Genomic DNA, 12,506 nt, shown 5'->3' on the forward strand with positions numbered 1-12,506 from the left:
TTCAGTCGGGTTTTTTCTTCAACTTGGGATTGGGGAAAAACTGCACCGCCTGGACCTTGGCGTCCGGTACTTTCAAGGCGGACGTATTGACCCGGGTGCCCAATTCCTTGGGCACCGACAGGCCTTGTTCGTTGAGCGTGTCGGAATAACCACAGGCCACGCATTCGCGATGGGGCACGCCGTCTTCGTTCCACATCATCAACTTGTCCGGTTCACTGCACGCCGGGCAGACGGCCCCGGCGATGAAGCGTCGTTTGGTAATCACAGGCCCCTCACTCATGCTGCCGCGTCCTCGCTCAGGCCGCTATGGCGCAAGAGTGCGTCAATCGAAGGCTCGCGGCCACGGAAGTCGACGAACAGCACCATCGGCTCCTGGGAGCCGCCACGCGCCAGAATCGCCTCGCGGAAGGCGCGACCGGTTTCGGCGTTGAGCACGCCGTCTTCTTCGAATCTGGAGAACGCATCGGCCGACAGCACTTCCGCCCATTTGTAGCTGTAGTAACCCGCCGCGTAACCGCCGGCGAAAATATGCGCGAAGCTGTTAGGGAAGCGGTTGTAGGCAGGCGGACGCATCACCGACACCTCGTCGCGTACGCCTTCGAGCACTTGCAGCACGCTGCGGCCATCGCCGTGGGTGGCATGCAGTTCGAAGTCGAACAGCGAGAATTCCAACTGGCGGACCATCATCAGGCCGGACTGGAAGTTCTTCGCCGCGAGCATTTTTTCCAGCAGGTCCTGGGGCAATGGCTCACCGGTTTCGTAGTGACCGGAAATCAGCGCCAGGCCTTCAGGCTCCCAGCACCAGTTTTCCATGAACTGGCTCGGCAGCTCCACTGCGTCCCAGGCCACGCCGTTGATGCCCGACACGCCGGCATGGTCGACGCGGGTCAGCAGGTGATGCAGGCCGTGGCCGAACTCGTGGAACAGCGTGGTCACTTCATCGTGGGTCAGCAGCGCTGGCTTGCCACTGTCGGCCGGGGTGAAGTTGCACACCAGGTTGGCGACCGGGCTTTGCAGCGCGCCATCAAGGGTGCGGCGACGATCGCGGGCGCCATCCATCCAGGCGCCGCCACGCTTGTTGGGGCGGGCGTACAGATCGAAGAAGAAGCGCCCGACGTGCTGGCCGTGTTCCTTGATCTCGAACAGGCGCACGTCCGGATGCCAGGCGTCGAAACCCTTCAGTTCAGCGATCTCGATGCCATAGAGGCGTTGCACGATGGCGAACAGGCCGCTCAGTACCTTGTCGATCGGGAAGTAGGCGCGCAGGGCTTCCTGGGCGACGCTGTAACGTTGCTGGCGGAGTTTTTCACCATAAAAGCCGCTGTCCCAGCTTTGCAGGTCGGGGCAGCCCTGTTCGGCGGCGAAGGCTTTCAATTGTTCCAGATCCTGGGCGGCGAACGGTTTGCTGCGCTTGGCCAGGTCGCGCAGGAAGCTGAGCACCTGATCGCTGGATTCAGCCATCTTGGTAGCCAGGCTCAATTCGGCGAAGTTGGCGAAACCCAGCAACTGGGCCAGTTCCTGGCGCAGGTCGAGGATCTGCTCCATCACCGGGCCGTTATCGTTCTGACCGGCGTTCGGGCCCTGGTCCGAGGCGCGGGTGCAGTAGGCGGCGTAGACTTCTTCGCGCAGGGCGCGGTCTTCGGCGTAGGTCATCACCGCGTAGTAGCTGGGAAACTCCAGGTTGATCAGCCAACCGTCGAGGCCTTTGGCCTGGGCCGCGGCGGCCATCTGCGCCTTGGCCGAGTCGGTCAGGCCGGCGAGGGCGGCCTCAGAGGTGACATGCTTGGTCCAGGCCTGGGTCGCGTCGAGCAACTGGTTGGAAAAGCGGCTGCCCAGTTCGGACAGCTTGCTTTGCACTTCGGCGTAGCGCTTTTGCTGCTCGGGCGGCAGATCGATGCCCGACAGGCGGAAGTCGCGCAGCGAATGTTCCAGGATGGTTTTCTGGGCCACGTCGAAACCGGCGGCCTCGGGGCTGTTCGCCAGGGCTTCGAACGCCTGGAACAGTTCGCGGTTCTGGCCCAGCTCGGTGGAATAGGCACTCAGCGCCGGCAGGCAAGCCTCGTAGGCTTCGCGCAACTCGGGGCTGTTGCGCACCGCGTTCAAATGGCTCACCGGGCTCCAGGCCGCGCCCAGGCGATCATTGAGCTCATCCATTGCCAATACCAGGCCGGCCCAGGTGGGCTGTTTGACTTGTGTCTTGAGGATCTCGGCGATGGCGGCACGGTTGTCAGCCAGGATCTGCTCGATGGCCGGTTGCACGTGCTCGGCACGGATCGCCGAGAATGGCGGCAGGTCGTAGGGCTGCAAAAGAGGGTTGTTCACGCTCACGGTTGGCACCTTGGCTGGAAGAAACATGGGCCCATCTTAATTACAATCGACGTTCACCGCAGCTAGCAGCGCCTATCATCGGACAAGAGAGAGCCTATCGTGACCCTTCGAACGTACCAGAACCACAGCCCGCGGCTTGCCCGGGGCGCTTTTGTCGACAGCACCGCGGTGGTGATCGGCGACGTCGAGATCGGCGAAGACAGCTCCGTCTGGCCGCTGACAGTCATTCGCGGCGACATGCACCGCATCCGCATCGGCGCCCGCACCAGTGTCCAAGACGGCTGCGTGCTGCACATTACTCACGCCGGGCCGTTCAACCCCGATGGCTTCCCGTTGCTGATCGGCGACGACGTGACGATTGCCCACAAAGTCATGCTCCATGGCTGCTCGGTGGGCAGCCGGATCCTGATCGGCATGGGCAGCATTGTCATGGATGGCGCGGTGGTCGAAGACGACGTGATTATCGGTGCCGGCAGCCTCGTACCGCCGGGCAAGCGCCTGGAGAGCGGCTTTTTGTATGTGGGCAGCCCGGTGAAGCAGGTCCGGCTGCTGACCGACAAGGAGCGGGCGTTCTTCACCTACAGCGCGGCGAATTACGTGAAGCTCAAGGATTTGCATCTGGCTGAAGGCTACGACCAGCCTTGAGTGATTTGCCGGACCCTTATTCTCGTGGCGAGGGAGCTTGCTCCCGCTGGGCTGCGTAGCAGCCCACTTACTTCCTCAGGACCAGCCATGCACTACCAGACCATACTCTTTGACCTCGACGGCACGCTTACCGACCCGCGCGAGGGCATCACCCGTTCGATCCAGTTCGCCCTGGGCAAACTGGGCATCGACGAACCCGACCTGACCCGCCTCGAACACTTCATCGGCCCACCGCTATTGCAGGCCTTCATGCAGTTCTACGACTTCGACGAAGCGAAAGCCTGGGACGCGGTGAATTTCTATCGCGAGCGCTTCAAGGTCACCGGCCTCTACGAAAACCGTGTCTTCGACGGTGTCGTGCCGCTGCTGGAAACGCTCGGTGGCCAAGGCAGACAACTTTACATCGCCACGTCCAAGCCCTGGGTTTTCGCCCGGGAAATCGCCCGTCATTTTGATTTCGCCCGGCACTTCAAAGTGATCTACGGCAGCGAATTGGACGGTACCCGTACCAACAAGGTCGAGCTCATCGCCCACCTGATGGCCGAAGAAAGCCTCGACCCGGCCAGCACCCTGATGATCGGCGACCGCAAACATGACTTGATCGGCGCGCGCAGCAATGGCCTGGACGCGGCGGCGGTGGGGTACGGATTCGGCAGTTTCGAGGAGTTGAGTGCGCAGAACCCGGTACATCATTTCCAGACGCTGGAGGAGTTGCACCAGGCATTTTTGCTCTGCCGATCAGGGACGCAACGGTGAAATGAAAAAATAAATCCGACGCCTGTCGGGACAAGGTGAACACCCGTGGCGAGGGAGCTTGCTCCCGCTCGGCTGCGAAGCAGTCGTAAAACCAGCGGGTGCGGTGTGTCTGATGCTCCGCGTTTGGCAGGTTTGGGGCCGCTTCGCAACCCAGCGGGAGCAAGCTCCCTCGCCACGCGAGCCCGGCGTTGATCACGCCGGCGCGTCAAACACCAGCGATCCCTTGATCGTCGCCCAATGCGCCGCTTCGGCGTCGCCAAGCTTCTCGGCCTTGACGTAGCTCAGGGCAAGCATTTTGCGCGTGCCCGGCAGTACCAGGGCGAGCTGATACTGAAAGACCTTTTCGTTGCCCTTGTTGAACTGGCTGCGCAACTCGATGGCTTCGACTTCCTGCCGAGCCCCCACGCGCAACGTGGCGCCGGGTTGGCAGCGCAGGTCCTGGACCTGCTTTTCCAGGCGCTTGAGTTGGTCGTCGAGGTTGCTTTGCAGGGTTTCTCCCTCTGCGAGCAGGCTGCGGCTGACGATCAGGGACGTGCCTAGTTCGGGGAACTTGAGGATGTTGATCGAGGCGTCGAGCAACTCGCTGGGCGGCAGCTGGAGCTGAAATTCATTCAAACGGTAAGTCATGGCGCATCAGGTCTCGAAGTTAGCCTTTGGGTTAGCCTTTGGGAAAGGCGGCAGCGACGTTGGCATCGATGCTGGCCTTGACGCCCTGGCCGTCCGGCGTGGCACCGGGGCCGCCGCCGTTGTTCAGGTGCAGCACACCGCCGGTGTTGAACTCGGCATCGCCGCTGGCGTAGAAGCTGATCTGCACGCCGGTCAGGTTGATCTGGCCGCTGGCATTGAGCTCCAGGATGCTCTCGCCGCATACCAGGCGCAGGTTCTCGCCCACTTCAATGACGTAGCTCTGGCTGATGCTGTCGGTCTTGCGCTGGCCCACCGACAGGATGTCCTCCTGCTTGACGATGCGCAGGCGGTTGTTGCCGATGGTCACCGTTTCGTCGTGGCCGATGCTCTTGGCGCGGTCGTGGCCGACCGAATGGCTTTCGTCCACCTCGACCACCATGTCCTGGTTGCGCTCGGCATGGATGTAAAGCTGCTCGGCGCCTTTCTTGTCTTCCATGCGGATTTCGTTGAAATTCGCCGGCGTGCCGCCTTTGCTCGAACGGCTTTTCATGCCGCTCTGGGTGGCATTCTCAGGTAGGTCGTAAGGCACGGTCTGCTCGGCGTTGTAGACACGGCCGGTGATGATCGGTCGGTCCGGATCGCCTTCGAGGAAGCTGACGATGACTTCCTGCCCGATACGTGGAATCTGCATCGAGCCCCAGTTTTTCCCGGCCCAGCTTTGCGACACCCGGATCCAGCACGAGCTGTTTTCGTTGGATTGATCGTGGCGATCCCAATAAAAATGCACCTTCACCCGGCCGAACTGATCGGTCCAGATTTCCTCGCCCTTGGGCCCGACCACCAAAGCTGTCTGCGGTCCCTTGACGATGGGGCGGTGGGTGATCGCCATCGGACGGAAGCTTTGCTGGGCGTCGATGCAGGTCAGACTGCTTTCGAACTGTGCCGAAGGCGCGCCGACGCCGCTCTCGCCACTTTCCTGGGAAACGTAATAACGCGCGCCGACGATCAGGTATTCGCGGTTCTGGTCCTGGCGGCTGAAGCCGGTCAGGCTGAACAGGTGCCCCGAGCCCAGGCCTCGGGCATTGCCCGCCAGTTCGACCTGCTCGTGCAGGGTCTGCAAGGCTTCGATGCGGGTGCGGGCGTAGTGCTCGCCGTCTTCGCTTTGCACGTAGGTGCCGGGGTAGTCATAGAGCGGATAGTCGCCAGCGGCGTGCGGGCGCGGCATGGCCGAACGTACATCGATGCGCGCGCTGGGACGCTGGAAGTCGTAGTCGTTGAGCTCCAGCGAACCCGGCTGGACTTCCTGGGCCAGATGCCAATCGTGGATATGATCCCGTTCGCGCTGCTGCTCGTTCTTCGGGTAGTACGGCACCGAGGCGTAGCCGGGTGCTTGAGCATGGGCGCCGTAGGCGTCGGCCAGCACCAGCACGTGGCGACCCTGTTCATGGCGGAAGTAGTAGTAGATGCCTTCCTGTTCCATCAGCCGGCTGACGAAATCGAAGCTGGTCTCACGGTACTGGACGCAGTACTCCCACTCGCGATAAGGGCGGCTGAGGGCGTCTTCGAAGTCGGAGAAACCCAGGTCGCGGAACACCTGCTTGATGATCTGCGGAACCGTCAGGTTCTGGAAAATCCGGCAATCGGAGGTGCGCGTCAGCAGCCACAGCCAGGGCCTTAGCGTGGCCTGGTAGCTGGCAAACTGGCCCTGGTCGATGTTCTGGCTGAAGCGCGCGACGATGCCGTGGAAATAGCGCTCGCCACCGCCATCCAGCTGAACGCTCACGCACATAGGTTTGCCAAGCACCTGGTTGAGGTCGATGGCGTTGTCCAGCGAGTGCAGCTGCAACTCATAGTTGAACAACCGCCCCAGCTCTTCGCCGCCGCCCATGTCCTTGAGCAGCAGCACCTCGGGCCCGAGGGGGCTGGTGATTTTCGCCAGGCGGGAGGCTTGGTTGAATAACATCGGTTGTCCTTATCGCTGCCGCAGTCCCTTATGCTGGCGAAGACTGCAATCGTCTGATTCAAAAAATCAACAGGATATGCCCTTCGACGGCTTCTGCAGAGGCGTGAATCGCCAGAGTGGTGACGCTGATCGCATAATGTAGAGGGTTACCTGGAGGAGAGGAACCCGGTTCTTGATTGTTGCCAGGCATTACCCGAATATCTGCTCCTCCACGCGTCACCTCATGTCCATGGAAAGCGATTACCGTGACCTCATACCGCATTCAAGAAGCCGATCTCGAAATCCCCGATACCTGGCAGGACCAGAGCATCAACATTTTCAAGCTGCCGGCAGTGGGGCCCGCCAAAGAGGCCAGTTTCGTCATCAGCCGCGATGCCACCCAGGGTGACGCTCCCTTTGCCGAGTACGTGGACCGCCAACTAAAAAGCGCGGAGCAGCAATTGCCGGGCTTCAAGCTGGTTCAGCGCTGGGACACGGTGCTGCATGGACACACCACCACCTTGCTGGATTACACCTGGCAGCGCGAAGGACGCGACCTGATGCTGCGCCAGGTTTTCATCGAGCGTAAGCCGTCCGTGCTGATCACCACCTTGACCACCACACCCAACGACTTCGCCTATCACGAGCCGGCCTGGAAGCTGGCGATGCATTCGCTCAAGCCACAGCCTCCGATTGCCTGAGATTCGATACGTGCCACTGCGCAGTCAGACCAAACAGTGAGGTAGATTCCTGCGATGGATGCACAGGCCGCGGCACGTCTGGGTGACGAAATAGCCCACGGGTTCGGGTTGGCCGCGATGGTCGCCGGAGCCGTGGCCGGGGCCTTGATCGGCGCTGCGGTCGTCGCCGCAACGGTTGCCACGGGCGGTGTGGCACTGGCGATCATGGCCGGCTCGATCGCGGCTGGCGGCTTGTCGATGTTCCAGATCGTCAAGGGCCTGTCCACCATATTCAACCTGCCCGAACCGACGACGGGGGCGTTGATCATGGGCAGCTTCAACGTCTATATCAACGACCGCAATGCCATGCGGGCGGGCGAAGACATCGCCTCTTCCTGCACCGGGCTGCCAATGAATCATCCGATCTGGCCTTTTCCGGTGCTGATCGCCGAAGGCAGCGCCACGGTGTTCATCAACGGTAAACCGGCGGCGCGCCTGCACAGCAAAATGGTCTGCGGCGCCCACATCAAGACGGGCAGCCCGAACACCTTCATCGGTGGGCCGACGGTGTCGGTGGCGTTTGTGCTGGACCTCGAAGGCTGGTTGCATACCGGCCTGGAAGCGCTGGGCATCGTGGCTGCGGGTGCTGCGCTGGTATTGGCGGCGATGGCCGGCGCTGCTGCCCTTGCTGCCGCCGTCGCCATTGGCGGTGCCGCGATGGCAGGCATGGCCCTGCTGGGGGACCTGGGCGACCGCCTTGGTCCGGGTTACCGGGATCTATTGCAAGGCGTGGCCGGCATGGCCTTGCTGGGCATGGGGCCGAAGTTGGCGAAGCTGGGCAAGCCCGCCACCACCTCCAAGGCTCCCAAGACCTTCGAAGAGGTCTACGCAAAAGCCCCGGCCGCGAAAGCGGAAATCGATACCGTCGCCGATGAAATCGCCGCCCAGTATGGGGGCAAGGTCGCCAAGGCGCCGATCAAGTCAGAGGCGCGTGCCCGAGAGAAAATCGACAACGATTATGGTGGGGATGCGACCCGGATCAAGGACTTGGCGAGGAACACGATCATTGTCGAATCCGACCAGATCAGTTCCGTTGCGGCAGAGCTCGGCAAGCGCGGCGCGAACGTGAAAGTGATTGACGGTGCCGCTAACGAAATGGGCTATAGCGGCGTCAATTCCACGATGCAGACCCGCGCTGGAATACCGGGAGAAATCCAGGTCAACTCACCGGAAATGATCTACGCCAAGGAACCGGAGCCGCTGGCTCGGGTGTTGCTGGGAGACGACACCTATAATGCCGTTGCCGCAAAAACCCAGGTCCCTGGCGGGCTGGGCCACAAGTATTACGAAGACTTCCGAGTCTTGGACAAGGCCAGTCCGCAGGCGCAAGCTATCGCGGACAAGAGCAAGGCCTATTACGACGCAGTCAGGGGGAACGGTGGGAATTGATTTGAGTGCCTTCGCCAGTCGGGATGTGTTCCTGGACTACGACTACGAAGAGGTCACCTTCCGTTGGGATCATCGCACCGGGACCGTATTCAGGAAATTTTATGCTGCCGAAAGCGAACAACCGGTTCCCGCGGACAACCGGCTGTACAACGACGCCGTCTTGTATGGTCGCGAGATTTCCAGAGAACAATACGAGAAGGGCTTTGATCGCCAATGAGCATTCTGGACGCTGCAATCGCCTTGGCTTCAAAGGTCCACGCGGGCCAGGTGGATAAGGCCGGCAAGCCCTACATTCTCCACCCGTTGCGCCTGATGATGAGGTTCGACGGGCTTGAAGAGCAACTGGTCAGCCTGTTGCATGATGTGGTCGAAGACGGCGATGTCACGCTGGATGAGCTGCGCGAGCTTGGCATTTCCGAGGCCGTGGTGACGGCTATCGACTGCCTGACCAAGCGTCAGGGCGAGTCCTATGAACAGTTCATTGCGCGGATTCGTCCCAATCCACTGGCGACCCAAGTGAAGATAGCGGATATCCACGACAATCTTGACCTCACCCGGCTGCCCGTCGTGCGCGACAAAGACCTGGAACGCGCCGCGAAATATCATCGGGCGTTGCGTTATCTGCAAGAGCAATGAATTATGGCGCCGCCATCTGATCGTGGGCGTGGGAGGGCAATCTGAAAAGGCCGGCGACGCGTTCGTTCTGACCGTGACCTGCGTCTCCGGGCCATCGATACGTCCCTGTGCAGCCATACCAACCGCCGGGTAGATAGAGGGCTGGGTGCCGCATATCCATTTGGCCGGCTACCGTCTATGGCACAGCCGTCACAAGGTCGGTGAAGGGAAGTTCCAGCCAATGAGCGCCGGCAATCGCTTAATGTGATTTAAATCCGGGTGCTGAATGGCCCCTCCAAGAAAAGGCAGGGGGCCATTTATTCAAGGTTATATAATTTTTACATATCCGCCGGCAGCGTTCCTTTTATATTGAGTGCCAATAGGATCGCCATATGAATTTGTAGCATTTGTCCGGGCAGGATCATATTCAGCCATTTTGGGTGTAACAATCCGAAGGCTTAATTCACCGTCGTTATCGGAAACGCCAAAATCATCGTTAATGCGTAGCCATAAATCCCATCCGGCTTCCACGTGCAAACGCCCTACCTCATCCAATGGCACTGGCATGCCTTGTTCACCTACGCGAACCAGAAGCTGACCAACTACGGCGTTATCACCAGTGTAAGGATAACGGTTGTCGCCTTTATTTATCTTTATGATGTAGTAATTTCCGCTCCTACCTCGCCCAATTGAGTTGCAGGTCCGAGCAGCACGCTCCTTAGTATTAAAGCACCACTCCCCATCTGCATATAAATTTCCTGCTTCTGTTACTGTTCCGATGTGTTGCCATTCTAGGTTCGCATATACCTTGGTTTTCATCGTCTCACCTGCCAGTAGTTGATTAACTCGCCGCAGTTATCTGCGTTTGCAGACATTGACGTGGTGAGCACTACTTTTTAACTGTCAACTATTACAGTTTTACATATCTACTTTTCATGGTTTATGGGCGGTTTATGCTTTTTAGATCTAGAAGAGCCGCGCGATTTTCAAGATGCCTTGGTTCACCGTGAACATAGGTTTTGCGTGGGGACGGAACAGTGCTCGGGTCGGTTCTATGTCTCCATACCAGTCAGCAACGGCATGGCTGACTACGAGGAATACTACGAAATTAACCAGGCGACCTTTGAGCTGTTCAAGCGTGACCCGCAAGCCGCGCTTCCTTTCGTGTCGCGTTGTAGAAAACGTGGATAGGACGAGCTCTTGATTATTCAACCGGGAACGAACCGCGGCACGGCCATCTGATCGCCGAAAGGGCCGGTTAGGCCGCAGTGCTTTTCACCATGGCCGTAGACAGACCCCGTGGCGAGGGAGCTTGCTCCCGCTGGGCTGCGTAGCAGCCCCTTTTGTGAGCGCTTCGCACTCAAGCGGGAGCAAGCTCCCTCGCCACGGGATCATCGTTTTTCTTGAGTGAGTCAGGCTGGGAGTGTTCTGCGGTGAACCTTACTGCTTGGCCTTCGCCGGGAATAACGCTTTCACCGCCGCCTCGATCACGCCCTTGATGCCCTTGCCCTTGGGGTCCACGGCGCTGGCGCCACCGGAGTTGAGGTCAAGGCGGCCGCCGGTGTCGATGTTGCCATTGCCACTGGCGTAGAGGTTGAACGCGGTGCCGGAGATATTGATCTCGCCACTGGCGTTGAACTCCAGCACGCTTTTGCCACACACCAGCCGAATCTGCGAACCGGCCTCGATGAGGTATTGGGTCGCGATGCTGTCGCTCTTGGCCCCGCCGACGAGCAACGTGTCGTTGCGCTGTACGGCCCGCAGCCGGTCTTCGCCAATGCGTACGGTTTCGTTGCGGTCGATATTCTTGCGACGATCGCGACCCACCCAGTGGCTTTCATCCACTTCCACGGCGATGTCCTGGTTGCGCTCGGCGTGGATGTAAAGTTGCTCGGCGCCCTTTTTATCTTCCATGCGGATTTCGTTGAAATTCGCCGGCGTGCCGCCCTTGCTCGAACGACTCTTGGTACCGCTCTGGGTGGCATTGGCGGGCAACGCATAGGGGACGGTCTGTTCGGCGTTGTACACACGACCGGTGACGATGGGCCTGTCGGGATCCCCTTCAAGGAAACTGACGATCACTTCCTGACCGATACGCGGGATCTGCACCGATCCCCAATTCTTGCCGGCCCAAGCCTGCGACACACGAATCCAGCACGAGCTGTTTTCGTTGGACTGGTCGTGGCGGTCCCAATAGAAATGCACCTTCACCCGGCCGAACTGGTCGGTCCAGATTTCCTCGCCCTTGGGCCCGACCACCAAAGCTGTCTGCGGTCCCTTGACGATGGGGCGGTGGGTGATCGCCATCGGACGGAAGCTTTGCTGGGCGTCGATGCAGGTCAGGGTGCTTTCGAACTGTGCCGAAGGCGCGCCGACGCCGCTCTCGCCACTTTCCTGGGAAACGTAATAACGCGCGCCGACGATCAGGTATTCGCGGTTCTGGTCCTGGCGGCTGAAGCCGGTCAGGCTGAACAGGTGCCCCGAGCCCAGGCCTCGGGCATTGCCCGCCAGTTCGACCTGCTCGTGCAGGGTCTGCAAGGCTTCGATGCGGGTGCGGGCGTAGTGCTCGCCGTCTTCGCTTTGCACGTAGGTGCCGGGGTAGTCATAGAGCGGATAGTCGCCAGCGGTGTGCGGGCGCGGCATGGCTGCGCGCACGTCAATGTGTGCACTTGGGCGCTGGAAGTCGTAGTCGTTGAGCTCAAGCGACCCCGGCTGGACTTCCTGAGCCAAGTGCCAATCATGAATATGATCGCGTTCACGCTGCTGCTCGTTCTTCGGGTAATACGGCACCGAGCCGTAGCCGGGCGCTTGAGCATGGGCGCCGTAGGCGTCGGCCAGCACCAGCACGTGGCGACCCTGTTCATGGCGGAAGTAGTAGTAGATGCCTTCCTGTTCCATCAGCCGGCTGACGAAATCGAAGCTGGTCTCACGGTACTGGACGCAGTACTCCCACTCGCGATAAGGGCGGCTGAGGGCGTCTTCGAAGTCGGAGAAACCCAGGTCGCGGAACACCTGCTTGATGATCTGCGGAACCGTCAGGTTCTGGAAAATCCGGCAGTCGGAGGTGCGCGTCAGCAGCCACAGCCAGGGCCTTAGCGTGGCCTGGTAGCTGGCAAACTGGCCCTGGTCGATGTTCTGGCTGAAGCGCGCGACGATGCCGTGGAAGTGCCGCTCGCCACCGCCATCCAGCTGAACGCTCACGCACATGGGTTTACCCAGCACCTGGTTGAGGTCGATGGCATTGTCCAGCGAGTGCAGCTGCAACTCATAGTTGAACAGCCGCCCCAGCTCTTCGCCGCCGCCCATGTCCTTGAGCAGCAGCACCTCGGGCCCGAGGGGGCTGGTGATTTTCGCCAGGCGGGAGGCTTGGTTGAATAACATCGGGGGTCTCGTGCTAGTTGTAGGAGCTGGAGTAACACAACCAACTGTGGGAGCGAGCTTGCTCGCGATAGCGGTATGTCAGT

Annotated in this window: 13 protein-coding genes; 7 read left to right on the plus strand and 6 right to left on the minus strand. The window is 60.3% G+C overall.

Annotated features, from left to right (window positions below):
* Window position 1: 1 nt before the first annotated feature.
* Together J3P94_RS01130 and prlC are read right to left on the minus strand one after the other, a co-directional pair.
* Entirely contained in the window at window positions 2-280 is a 279-nt protein-coding gene (locus tag J3P94_RS01130; protein ID WP_003177118.1) for a YheV family putative zinc ribbon protein, read from the minus strand.
* Entirely contained in the window at window positions 277-2,328 is a 2,052-nt protein-coding gene (gene prlC, locus J3P94_RS01135) for an oligopeptidase A (protein ID WP_434570835.1), read from the minus strand. The genes J3P94_RS01130 and prlC overlap by 4 nt, the downstream gene beginning before the upstream one ends.
* 99 nt (window positions 2,329-2,427) lie before the next feature.
* Here prlC and J3P94_RS01140 point away from each other — a divergent pair, with 99 nt between their 5' ends.
* Both J3P94_RS01140 and J3P94_RS01145 read left to right on the plus strand, forming a co-directional pair.
* A complete protein-coding gene (locus tag J3P94_RS01140) occupies window positions 2,428-2,973 on the plus strand; it encodes a gamma carbonic anhydrase family protein (protein WP_434570837.1) in 546 nt (181 codons plus the stop codon).
* An 87-nt stretch (window positions 2,974-3,060) separates the two neighbouring features.
* Entirely contained in the window at window positions 3,061-3,729 is a 669-nt protein-coding gene (locus J3P94_RS01145; RefSeq protein ID WP_434570839.1) for an HAD family hydrolase, read from the plus strand.
* 192 nt (window positions 3,730-3,921) lie between these two features.
* Here the strand turns inward: J3P94_RS01145 and J3P94_RS01150 are convergent, their stop codons facing one another.
* Complete coding sequence (locus tag J3P94_RS01150) at window positions 3,922-4,356, minus strand: DcrB-related protein (protein WP_434570841.1); 435 nt, start codon at window positions 4,354-4,356, stop codon at window positions 3,922-3,924.
* Between the two features lie 31 nt (window positions 4,357-4,387).
* On the minus strand, window positions 4,388-6,319 hold the full coding sequence (locus tag J3P94_RS01155) for a type VI secretion system tip protein VgrG (RefSeq protein ID WP_434570843.1): 1,932 nt from the start codon (window positions 6,317-6,319) through the stop codon (window positions 4,388-4,390).
* Between the two features lie 245 nt (window positions 6,320-6,564).
* Here J3P94_RS01155 and J3P94_RS01160 point away from each other — a divergent pair, with 245 nt between their 5' ends.
* The 4 genes from J3P94_RS01160 to J3P94_RS01175 are packed head-to-tail and all read left to right on the plus strand — an operon-like array spanning window position 6,565 to window position 9,063.
* Window positions 6,565-6,999 (plus strand): DUF1795 domain-containing protein, encoded by a 435-nt coding sequence (locus J3P94_RS01160; RefSeq protein ID WP_434570845.1) that lies wholly within the window; start codon window positions 6,565-6,567, stop codon window positions 6,997-6,999.
* A 54-nt stretch (window positions 7,000-7,053) separates the two neighbouring features.
* Window positions 7,054-8,427: a PAAR domain-containing protein gene (locus tag J3P94_RS01165; protein ID WP_305497855.1), complete on the plus strand. Its 1,374-nt coding sequence runs from the start codon at window positions 7,054-7,056 to the stop codon at window positions 8,425-8,427.
* Window positions 8,417-8,644, plus strand: coding sequence for a hypothetical protein (locus J3P94_RS01170; protein ID WP_434570848.1), 228 nt, complete (start codon window positions 8,417-8,419; stop codon window positions 8,642-8,644). Before J3P94_RS01165 ends, J3P94_RS01170 begins: the two co-directional genes overlap by 11 nt.
* Entirely contained in the window at window positions 8,641-9,063 is a 423-nt protein-coding gene (locus tag J3P94_RS01175; RefSeq protein ID WP_434570849.1) for a GTP pyrophosphokinase, read from the plus strand. Before J3P94_RS01170 ends, J3P94_RS01175 begins: the two co-directional genes overlap by 4 nt.
* 306 nt (window positions 9,064-9,369) lie before the next feature.
* Here the strand turns inward: J3P94_RS01175 and J3P94_RS01180 are convergent, their stop codons facing one another.
* A complete protein-coding gene (locus J3P94_RS01180) occupies window positions 9,370-9,861 on the minus strand; it encodes a hypothetical protein (protein WP_434570851.1) in 492 nt (163 codons plus the stop codon).
* 123 nt (window positions 9,862-9,984) lie between these two features.
* Between J3P94_RS01180 and J3P94_RS01185 the strand changes: the two genes are divergently transcribed.
* Window positions 9,985-10,233 (plus strand): hypothetical protein, encoded by a 249-nt coding sequence (locus J3P94_RS01185; protein ID WP_434570852.1) that lies wholly within the window; start codon window positions 9,985-9,987, stop codon window positions 10,231-10,233.
* 249 nt (window positions 10,234-10,482) lie between these two features.
* Here J3P94_RS01185 and J3P94_RS01190 read toward each other — a convergent pair whose 3' ends face one another.
* Window positions 10,483-12,423: a type VI secretion system tip protein VgrG gene (locus J3P94_RS01190; RefSeq protein ID WP_434570854.1), complete on the minus strand. Its 1,941-nt coding sequence runs from the start codon at window positions 12,421-12,423 to the stop codon at window positions 10,483-10,485.
* Window positions 12,424-12,506 lie beyond the last annotated feature (83 nt).

It is taken from the genome of Pseudomonas sp. Z3-8 (assembly GCF_051131975.1).
Lineage (GTDB): Bacteria > Pseudomonadota > Gammaproteobacteria > Pseudomonadales > Pseudomonadaceae > Aquipseudomonas.

What these genes read in the sequence shown, in the direction of transcription:
- J3P94_RS01130 (WP_003177118.1), bottom strand. Translation starts at nt 280, where the DNA reads ATGAGTGAGGGGCCTGTGATTACCAAACGACGCTTCATCGCCGGGGCC.
- J3P94_RS01145 (WP_434570839.1), top strand. Translation starts at nt 3,061, where the DNA reads ATGCACTACCAGACCATACTCTTTGACCTCGACGGCACGCTTACCGAC.
- J3P94_RS01150 (WP_434570841.1), bottom strand. Translation starts at nt 4,356, where the DNA reads ATGACTTACCGTTTGAATGAATTTCAGCTCCAGCTGCCGCCCAGCGAG.
- J3P94_RS01155 (WP_434570843.1), bottom strand. Translation starts at nt 6,319, where the DNA reads ATGTTATTCAACCAAGCCTCCCGCCTGGCGAAAATCACCAGCCCCCTC.
- J3P94_RS01165 (WP_305497855.1), top strand. Translation starts at nt 7,054, where the DNA reads ATGGATGCACAGGCCGCGGCACGTCTGGGTGACGAAATAGCCCACGGG.
- J3P94_RS01175 (WP_434570849.1), top strand. Translation starts at nt 8,641, where the DNA reads ATGAGCATTCTGGACGCTGCAATCGCCTTGGCTTCAAAGGTCCACGCG.
- J3P94_RS01180 (WP_434570851.1), bottom strand. Translation starts at nt 9,861, where the DNA reads ATGAAAACCAAGGTATATGCGAACCTAGAATGGCAACACATCGGAACA.
- J3P94_RS01185 (WP_434570852.1), top strand. Translation starts at nt 9,985, where the DNA reads ATGGGCGGTTTATGCTTTTTAGATCTAGAAGAGCCGCGCGATTTTCAA.
- J3P94_RS01190 (WP_434570854.1), bottom strand. Translation starts at nt 12,423, where the DNA reads ATGTTATTCAACCAAGCCTCCCGCCTGGCGAAAATCACCAGCCCCCTC.